The organism is Methyloversatilis sp. MC4-4 (assembly GCF_049843555.1).
GTDB lineage: Bacteria > Pseudomonadota > Gammaproteobacteria > Burkholderiales > Rhodocyclaceae > Methyloversatilis > Methyloversatilis discipulorum_B.
In genome coordinates this window covers 1,319,907-1,328,499 of record NZ_JBBHZK010000002.1, presented here as the reverse complement: position 1 = coordinate 1,328,499, position 8,593 = coordinate 1,319,907, and the positions used below count along the sequence as shown (strand labels likewise).

10 protein-coding genes are annotated in these 8,593 nt (G+C 66.5%); 5 read left to right on the top strand and 5 right to left on the bottom strand.

What is annotated here, in order from left to right:
* Window positions 1–105: 105 nt before the first annotated feature.
* The 3 genes from WDZ97_RS13100 to WDZ97_RS13090 are packed head-to-tail and all read right to left on the bottom strand — an operon-like array spanning window position 106 to window position 2,236.
* Window positions 106–876, bottom strand: coding sequence for a ChbG/HpnK family deacetylase (locus WDZ97_RS13100; RefSeq protein WP_425763003.1), 771 nt, complete (start codon window positions 874–876; stop codon window positions 106–108).
* A complete protein-coding gene (locus WDZ97_RS13095) occupies window positions 873–1,256 on the bottom strand; it encodes a GtrA family protein (RefSeq protein ID WP_296808428.1) in 384 nt (127 codons plus the stop codon). The genes WDZ97_RS13100 and WDZ97_RS13095 overlap by 4 nt, the downstream gene beginning before the upstream one ends.
* Window positions 1,256–2,236 carry a glycosyltransferase family 2 protein gene (locus WDZ97_RS13090; protein WP_425763002.1) on the bottom strand — a complete coding sequence of 327 codons (981 nt, stop codon included), beginning with the start codon at window positions 2,234–2,236 and terminating at the stop codon, window positions 1,256–1,258. The genes WDZ97_RS13095 and WDZ97_RS13090 overlap by 1 nt, the downstream gene beginning before the upstream one ends.
* 290 nt (window positions 2,237–2,526) lie before the next feature.
* Between WDZ97_RS13090 and WDZ97_RS13085 the strand changes: the two genes are divergently transcribed.
* On the top strand, window positions 2,527–3,366 hold the full coding sequence (locus tag WDZ97_RS13085) for a PEP-CTERM sorting domain-containing protein (RefSeq protein ID WP_425763001.1): 840 nt from the start codon (window positions 2,527–2,529) through the stop codon (window positions 3,364–3,366).
* A gap of 452 nt (window positions 3,367–3,818) precedes the next feature.
* Here WDZ97_RS13085 and WDZ97_RS13080 read toward each other — a convergent pair whose 3' ends face one another.
* Both WDZ97_RS13080 and WDZ97_RS13075 read right to left on the bottom strand, forming a co-directional pair.
* On the bottom strand, window positions 3,819–4,223 hold the full coding sequence (locus WDZ97_RS13080) for a group II truncated hemoglobin (protein ID WP_296808437.1): 405 nt from the start codon (window positions 4,221–4,223) through the stop codon (window positions 3,819–3,821).
* A 192-nt stretch (window positions 4,224–4,415) separates the two neighbouring features.
* The gene (locus WDZ97_RS13075) at window positions 4,416–6,125 is read right to left on the bottom strand and encodes an ABC transporter ATP-binding protein (protein WP_425763000.1); all 1,710 of its coding nucleotides are present in this window, start codon (window positions 6,123–6,125) and stop codon (window positions 4,416–4,418) included.
* A gap of 469 nt (window positions 6,126–6,594) precedes the next feature.
* Here WDZ97_RS13075 and WDZ97_RS13070 point away from each other — a divergent pair, with 469 nt between their 5' ends.
* The 4 genes from WDZ97_RS13070 to WDZ97_RS13055 all read left to right on the top strand — a co-directional run bounded on the left by WDZ97_RS13070 (window position 6,595) and on the right by WDZ97_RS13055 (window position 8,487).
* Entirely contained in the window at window positions 6,595–6,843 is a 249-nt protein-coding gene (locus tag WDZ97_RS13070; protein WP_425762999.1) for a hypothetical protein, read from the top strand.
* Window positions 6,844–7,046: 203 nt separating this feature from the next.
* Window positions 7,047–7,208: a hypothetical protein gene (locus WDZ97_RS13065; RefSeq protein ID WP_019915506.1), complete on the top strand. Its 162-nt coding sequence runs from the start codon at window positions 7,047–7,049 to the stop codon at window positions 7,206–7,208.
* Window positions 7,209–7,809: 601 nt separating this feature from the next.
* Window positions 7,810–8,226: a hypothetical protein gene (locus WDZ97_RS13060; RefSeq protein ID WP_425762998.1), complete on the top strand. Its 417-nt coding sequence runs from the start codon at window positions 7,810–7,812 to the stop codon at window positions 8,224–8,226.
* Between the two features lie 63 nt (window positions 8,227–8,289).
* The gene (locus WDZ97_RS13055; protein ID WP_029143498.1) at window positions 8,290–8,487 is read left to right on the top strand and encodes a hypothetical protein; all 198 of its coding nucleotides are present in this window, start codon (window positions 8,290–8,292) and stop codon (window positions 8,485–8,487) included.
* Window positions 8,488–8,593: the final 106 nt, after the last annotated feature.

The window sequence follows — 8,593 nt, the reverse complement described above, 5'->3', positions numbered from 1 at the left end:
GCGGCCGTCGTAGTCCGCCGGCTTCGATCGAGGCTGCCGTCGGGGTCAGAAGGCCCCTCCCACAGATTCCTCGCTCCGACCACGCGTTGGACGCCGCCCCGCGGTTCAGCTGCCCAGCGCGCCCAGCTCCACGGCGTTGGCGGCAAGCAGAGCCGGTAGCGTGTCGGACGCCAGCACGCCGTATTCGCGCACCCGCGCGGCGCCGATCGGGTCGCCCGCGAGCGCTTGCGTGGCCGGGTGCACCATCACCGCGTCGCCGTCGGCGGCGTTGCCCAGCCAGCCGGAAAGTCGCTGACGGTAGCCGGTGGCGTCGCCGTCGAAACCATAGGCGCCGAGCAGGCGCGGCATCGCACGGATGCGCGCGGTGAAGGCGAGGCGCTCCAGTGCGGCGGCGCCGAGTGCGGCGATGAACAGCGGCTTGGCGCCGTCGCCGATGCGCGCGCCGCTGATGCGCAGCCAGGGCAGGCGGCCGGCGTAGCGGGCGACCAGCACCTCGATCAGCGCGTCGCGGATCTGCGGCAGCTGGTGCACGTGCTGGTGGCCGTCCACATAGGCCGGTGCACGGCCAGTCGCGTCCTCGAACAGTGCGCACTGGGTGGCGATTTCGTCGCGCAGTGCGCTCGCGTCGAGCCGGTGCGCGAGGCTGGCGCCGATCAGCGGCCACAGGCCGCGGCGCAGCGGGCTGAATTCGGTGAAGTCGAGGTGCAGGCCGAAGCTGCCCGCGGCACCGATGCGCGACGCCGCCGCCGGCCAGCCCGGCGCGCGCGTCATGCAGCCGGCACCGGACAGCCGGCCGTCCGCCATCAGCGCCAGGATGGCGTCGTCGACCGCGGCGTTGTAGCCATAGTCGTCGGCGGTGAGAAACACCGTCTTCACGCCGGCGAGTGCGCGAACGCCCAGTAGCGGCCGAGCAGCCAGGTGCTCAGCGCGACGAACACCAGCACGATGGCCAGCGCGACCCACAGCGGCAGCGGCGTGAAGCGCAGCAGTGCGGCGAGCATCAGCTGGTTGCCGACGAAGGCGGTACAGGACACCGCCAACAACCGCGGCAGCGCCTGCCGGTGCGGCGCCTGCGTGCCGGCGAAGGAGAGGTTGCGGTGGCCGAGATAGCTCACCGGGAAGGCGCACACGAAGCCGACCAGATTGGACCACGCAGGGTCGATGCCGGTCGCCCAGTCCACGCCCAGCGTGACCAGATAGTGTGTTGCCGCCGCGCAGCCGCCAACGATCAGGAACAGCAGCACCGACGCCCGCATCAGCGCTCGTCCCCGCTGCGCACGATCTCGGCAACCACATAGGGGGGCCGGCCTTTCACCTCCTCGTACACGCGGGCGAGGTATTCGCCGAGGACGCCGATGAACAGCAACTGCACGCCGGAGAAGAACATGATGCTCACCACCACGGTCGGCCAGCCCGGCACGTCGACGCCGAGCAGCATCTTCTCGACCACGATGTACAGGCCATAGGCGAACGCGATCGACGACAGCAGCAGCCCGATCAGGCTGGCCATGCGCAGCGGCAGCACGGAAAAGCTGGTCAGCCCGGTCCACGCCAGACGCATCAGGTTAAGCTGGTTGAAGGTGGTTTCGCCGGCGGCGCGCGGCAGCGGCGTGTAGGGAATGCCGATCGAGCGGAAACCGACCCAGGCGTACATGCCCTTCATGAAGCGCTGGCGTTCGGGCAGCGCGAGCAGGGCGTCGACCACGCGGCGGTCCATCAGCCGGAAGTCGCCGGCATTCGGCGGAATGTCCAGCCGGCCACCCATATTCATCATGCGGTAGAACAGTTTTGAACCGATCTGGTTGAACAGCCCTTGCTGCGCGCGGTCGGCGCGCACCGCATAGACCATGTCCCAGCCCTCGCGCCAGTGCGTCAGCATGGTTCCGAGCAGGTCGGCCGAATGCTGGCCGTCGGCGTCCATGCACACCACGACGTCGCCGCGCGCGTGCTGCAGGCCGGCAGAGATCGCCGCCTCCTTGCCGAAATTGCGCGAGAAGCGCACCAGCGTCACCGGCAGACGCTCAGCGCAGTCGGCGGCGATCTGCGCGGTGGCGTCGCGGCTGCCGTCGTCGACGACGACGATTTCATAGTGCGGCACCAGCGCAGCCAGGTGGCGCGCAATCATGTCCAGCGTGCTGGCGAGCGCGCCGGCCTCGTTATAGGCCGGCACCACGACGCTGAGTACGGGCAGGGTGGTGCGCGCGGAAGAGCGCGGCAGTGGGGTGGTCTGGTTCATCGTGTTGAGGCCGCTCCGACGGCTGCCGACTGCCGGTGTGCAGAGCGGCGCGGCGCCGGAAACGGCGTGCAGTGTATCGGTTGAGGTGGCTGTCGGTGCGCTTTACAGCATGGGTGCGAATCGTTCGCGCACACATTGTGACAATCACAAGACATTGACGCGAAAGCATTTCCGGGTTTCTGGCACAGCGGTTGCTGAAAGCGCCGTCACGCGCCGAACGGCGCCCATGGAGGCCGGAAACGCCCGAGCGCATTTGCCTGCCGACACGACAACATTAAACGAGACAAGCGATGACCTTCCCGACTCATTTCCTGAATCTGATCGCACGCGGTGCCGCGGCTCTGTCACTGGCGCTTGTTGCGTCGCATGCCGGCGCAGCCGTGATTGCCCAGGACGGCTTCCAGTCCTACTCGACCGGCGCGCTGAACGGCGCCAACGGCGGCTCGGGCTGGGGTGGCGCATGGAGTGCGACCGGCAACGCCAACGTCGTCGATCCGGCCGCCAACCTGTCCGGCAATCGTGCGCTGGCCCTGACCGGCAATGCAAGCAACGCCGCCGTGCGCACGCTGGCTTCGTCCTTCAGCGGCGACAGCCTGTTCGTGAGCTTCCTGCTGCAGGCCGACCGCGGCAGCTCGATCGACCGCAACGACTTCGTGGGCCTGTGGCTGGATCTGGGTACCAATAACGGCGGCAGCAATCGCCCGAACATCGGCATCAAGGGCAATCAGGACAGCGCCAGCGCCACCAACGACATCTTCGCCCGCACCACTGGCACCGGTGGCAGCTATGCACCGGACAGCAATCTCGACGTGCTCGACACCTATCTCGTCGTCGGCCACCTGTACCGCAATGCGGCTGGCAACTACACGAACTTCGACCTGTGGCTGAACCCGACCATCGACGACTTCCTGTCGCCGGACGCGAGCTTCACCGGTAACGCCGGCATTTCGACGATCGATCGCGTGGGCATCCGTCTCGCCAACCTCGACAGCGGCGACCGCATCCTGATCGACAACCTGCGGCTGTCGACCACCTTCCAAGAAGCGACGGCCATCCCGGAGCCGGGCGTGCTCGGCCTGCTGGGCCTTGGCCTGGCGGGTCTGGCATTCGCGCGCCGTCGCAGCACCTGAGCGCTCCGGCGCTCGCTTCAGGGGGCTGCCGAGGCAGCCCCTTTTTCGTTCACGCACGGGCCGCGGCGCAGAAAAGGCCGTGTCCTGATTCCGGCTTCGGCGGGCGATTCGAGGCGGCGCGATCTCGGCGCTCGTGTCGCTCTCGCAGGAGAGGTGCGCCAGATCTCCGCCGGCGGGGCCGGAACGCGGGTTCTGTGGGAGGGGTCTTCTGTCCCCGACCGCGGCCTTGTATCGAAGCCAGTGATCTGCAGCGGCCGTGTCGCGGCCAAGGCCGCTCCCACAGAGGTTGCGTCTGACCCGCGGCCCGAGCTAGAGCCGGAGCTTTGTGGGAGGGGTCTTCTGACCCCGACAGCGGCCTGTATCGGAGCCGGCCGACTGCGGCGGCCGTGTCGCGGTCGGAAGACCGCTCCTACCGCGGGCTTCGGGCCCGCGGAGCAGGGTCCGCTGCGCGGTCAGTCGCGGTTCTTCAGCGCCTCGGCGGCGCGGGTGAAGTGTTGCATCAGCCGCACACCGACGTCGGTCGGGAGGCCGGTCGCTTCGATCGCATGCACCATGCAGCGCAGCCAGGACACGACTTCCGCCTGGCCGATGGCCACGTGCGCATGCATCTGCCGCAGATTCGAGTGGCCCATGCGTTCGGCGTAGTAGCGCGGGCCGCCGAGGAAGCCGCACAGGAACTCGAACTGCGCCTCGCGCAGGTGGGCGACGCCGAAACCTTCCTGGTGCAGCTTGTGTACCGGCTCACCGTCCGGGTGGGTTTCGACGATGTCGTAGAAGGCATTGACCAGCCGGCGCAGCGGCTCTTCGCCGCCGATCTGCTGGAACATGCTCGGCGGCTTCATCGACGGGGCGTTCATCTTCTTCCCATGTACGGATGTCGTTGCGGGTCGTGGGCGCAGCGTCGCGAAGCACCGCGTTGCCGCATGGAGGTCAGTGCAGTTTTCCCTCTGACGGCACAGTCGGAACACCGCGCCCACGGACCGAAGGATTGCGCCGCGGCGGTGCCGGCGCAATACCGCATAGGAGGTAGTCGGCGCTGTCCACAGGAACTATGTCGGCGCCGGAGCATGCGCATGGAATGCGCCGTCACCGGTCAGGCGGCCGGCGTCCATCGTGAGCACGCGCCCCATGCGCTCGAAGGCGCGCGGGCGGTGCGCGATCAGGATGACGGTGCGGCCGGGTGCGTGCTCGCTCATCAGCGCGTCGATCACGCGCGCCTCGGTGTCGGCGTCGAGTGCCGACGTTGCCTCGTCCAGCAGCAGCACCGGTGCGTCGCGCAGCACCGCGCGCGCGATGCCGACGCGCTGTCGCTGGCCGCCGGACAGGCTGTGCCCCTTCTCGCCGACCGGGCTGTCCAGGCCCTCGGGCAGCAGCGCGATCACGTCGTCGAGCTGGGCGATGCGGCAGGCGCGCAGCACGTCCACCATGCTCACCTCGCGGCCCAGCGTCAGGTTCTCCAGCAAGGACAGGCTGAACAGCTCTGTTTCCTGCGGCACTACCGCGATCTGGTGCAGCAGCGCCTCGTGCCGGATGTCGGCCAGCGGCACGCCATCGACGGTGAGGCGGCCCGATTCCGGCGGGTAGAGCGCCAGCAGCAGCTTCACCAGCGTGCTCTTGCCCGAACCCGAGCGCCCGGCGATGCCGACGTGCTCGCCGCGTGCGATGCGGAAGTCCAGCGGCCCGAGCACGCGACGGCCGTCGTGCGCGAAAGTGAGCGCTTCCGCCTGCAGCGCGCGCCAGTCGGCCGGCCAGTCCTGCGTGCCGTGCTGGCTGGGCTGCGGCGCGAACAGCGGCATCATGCGGCCGAGATTCGAGGTGCGTTCGATCATCGTCTGCACGCGGTCGGTCATGTCCATCGACGCTTCGCGCAGCGTGTTGAAGTAGGCGCTGTAGGTGAGCACCAGGCCAACCGACAGTCCACCTTCCATCACGCCCCAGGCCACGCCGAAGATGTAGATCGCCCAGGCCAGCGCGGTGTGCAGCTGGAACAGCATCCACTTCGTATTGGTGAGGCGCAGCCGACGGTAGGCGAAGTCGCGCGCCGCGCGTTCGCGATCGGCGACGCGGGCGGTCATGTCGGCGCCTGCGTTCATCGCCTTCACCGACAGGATGTTCGCCGCGCTCTCAACGAAGCTGCCGCTGGCGTTCTCCATCGACGCGTTGATCTGGTCCGACAGCCGCGCGATGCGGCGGTAGAAATACCACTCGATGAAGCCGAGCACGCCGCAGTAGTAGAGGAAGAAGAACACCGTCGCCGGGTGCAGCAGCATGCAGGCGATCAGCGCGCCGAAGAAGGCGCCGCTGGCGGTGAGCAGCGCATTGACCAGTTCGCTGGTCCAGTCGCGCACCGCGTCCGCTCCAGTGATCACCCGCTGCGCCTTGTTGCCGGTGCTTTCCTTCTGGTGCCAGGCCAGCGAGAAATCGAGCAGCCGCTCGAATCCCCACACCTTGGCACGCATGCGCGCATCGATGGCCATGCGCCCGATCACCCGCTTGGTCGACAGCCGCACCAGCGCCACGCAGGCATGCGCCACGCCCAGCGTGACCACCAGCGTGTACAGCGGCGTGAGGCTGTCACCGCGCTGCCAGCCGAGCAGAAAATCCGCCACCCGCCCGATCAGGTAGGGCGGCAGCATCGGGTAGAACTGCACCACGCCCAGCACGCAGATGAAGAACAGGTAGCGGCGACGGTCGGCGTCAAGAAAGAAGGCGATCGCGCGCGGGACGTCGGTCAGGCGGAAGGCGGGCGGGGCGGACATGGCGGGGCGGCGAGGGTGAGCCGACCATTATCGCGGGTCGCTGGGGCGGTGGCGTACAGCGATCTGCGTCGGTCGAAAGGTCGATTGCCGTGTAACACCGCAGATGAGAGGCTCCGATAAACGGACTGCGGCAGTAACGCGATGAAAACAGTAAGGAATCAGCTGCGTTGTCCGCTGGAATATCACGCAGGCTTCTGGAATATCCATCAATTTTGATGTCTACATCACGTTGAACGTCACCGGTTCTTTAGGTTTCAGGCGGGCGGTCCAAGTCGACGTTCCGCGCCCGAGCAGGCACCTGCCACGATCGTTGCAAAGTGCCGGCGCGGCACTCCGAGCTTGAGTGAGGTCGCCCCTTGTTGCGCCATGCCCTTGTGCTAGTGTTTCGGGGCATTGAGGGCGGCAGGCCGTAGCGGGCGCCGCTGACCTGGTTCAGTTCAAATCAATTGTGAGGGGCAAGGGCTTCGTCATGCACAACGTGCCTTCGCTGACGGTCTCGGTGCCGTCCAACACTGCGTTCGAGCGGACCGCCCAAAGCTGCGCTTTGGGTTCCCTGCGCGGCTTCGCCGCTCCGGCGTCCGCACAACTACGACGTCAGGCGTTTCAAGCCATGCCCGAAGACTTCAAGCGTGCAAGGAACCTGAAACAGACAACCAAGCTTGCCCGATCAAGGCAGCTTGGGATCGACTCCCCGCGGGTCATCGAGGTTCAGCTTTGAAACAAGCGCATGAAGCAAGCGTGAAAGCTTCGGTCCGAACAAATGTCCTGTTTGTTTGCAGCCGAAACCAGTGGCGAAGTCCGACGGCGGAGCAGGTGTGGCGTAAGCATCCATCGCTCTCGGTCAGGTCTGGAGGAACAAGCCCGAATGCGAGGCACCCCGTCACAGCTGCCGACCTTTCATGGGCTCATGTGGTCTTCGTCATGGAAGAGAAGCACAAGTCCCGGCTAATGACTGAGTACAGGCGAGTTCTCGAAAACAAGCCGATTCACGTCCTGGATATTCCGGACGAGTACCGGTACATGGATGCCGAGTTGGTCGAGCTGATTGAAAAGTCGGTGGGGGCGATTCTTGGACTCGAATAGCGGATGCTCTGTCCCGGTGTGCCCGCAATCGCCTTTGGGCGGCGGAGTTCAGCAGGCCGCGCCCGAGGCAGCGAGTGCGACGGTCAGCGAGATTGAAGTTGACTGCACTCCGCGCTTGCTTGGCGTCGGGACATCCTCCGAATCCGTAAAGAGGGGGCCGGACAGAGCCCATGCAGTCAATGGGGACCGAACACCGATTGAACGAGGAAGCATGAAAGCGTGACCACTCGGTTGCTCCTGTTGCGCCTGACCGTCGCGCGATGAGGCAGCACGGTTTCCGCCCGTCCCACATTGAGATCATTCATGTCTGCGCGCTGCCCACACTGCAATGCACGACTGTCCTGGCTGAGCCTGAAGCGCGCTTTCCGTTGCCCCTCGTGTGGCTCCGATCTCGCCGCAAGGACGTTCTGGCCCTGGCTTGCGACCATTGGGCTCTGGTCGCTCGCGGATATCCCGCTCCGGATGGCGATGCCGGTGGCCGAGGGCGCTGCGGCGTTTCTCGGCGTTGCCGTGAGGGCGAGTGCGAGCCTCGGCATCGGCTATGCCATCGCTTGTGTTGTCGTGGGCACTTTCAGCACCGTTTCGATGGCGAACACGGCATATGAGCGCACCGAGTCCTGAGCACGGTGCAGACCGTTCGATCGTGTCTGCAACGGGCGTGATGCTCGGCATTGCGCGGTGCGCAGCGCTGCTTGGCCTCGGTGTGGTTGGCCTGCTGTATCTGAACGACGCCTTCGTCAGCGCCTGGGTCGCAGGCGGACCGCCGGGGCCTCACAAGCTGGGCTGGGAGCGACGTTCCCTCGCTTCGTTCCTCTGGTCGCTCGCCGCCTTTGTGGCGGCGGTCGGCCTGTTTCGGGCGCTGGGTCGCCTTCCGCGCATCGGCACGCTGGCCTGGCTTCTGCTCGCGGTGGCGGCCGTTCTGGCGCTTGCCCCCTTCGTCGCACGCGAAATCCTGATCGATGCCTGTGTCGACAGGGGTGGCCGCTGGCTGCATGCGGCGCTCGAGTGTGAGCACTGAGCCTGGCGTATGCTTGACCGGCCACGCTGCGGGTACGCAGCAGCCGTTTGAGAGGAGCATTCCATGGGATTTCCTGGCATGAATCACGGGCTGTTCTTCCTGCCCTTTCTGGTGATCTTCGTCATTCCGGCCTGGCGCATCGTCAGCAAGGCCGGGTACAACGGCGCGTTCTCACTGCTGCTGCTCGTCCCCTTCGTCAACGTGATCGCGTTGTGGGTGTTCGCCTTTGCGGAGTGGCCGGCGCAGGGGCGCCGCGAATAGTCTGCGATGCTGTGCGGGTCGCCTGCGCACCGCCGTTTCGTGAAGGGGGCTGTCATGCACGATCCGCCCGACTGCGCGGTCTAACCGAGTCGATCTATTTGAAATG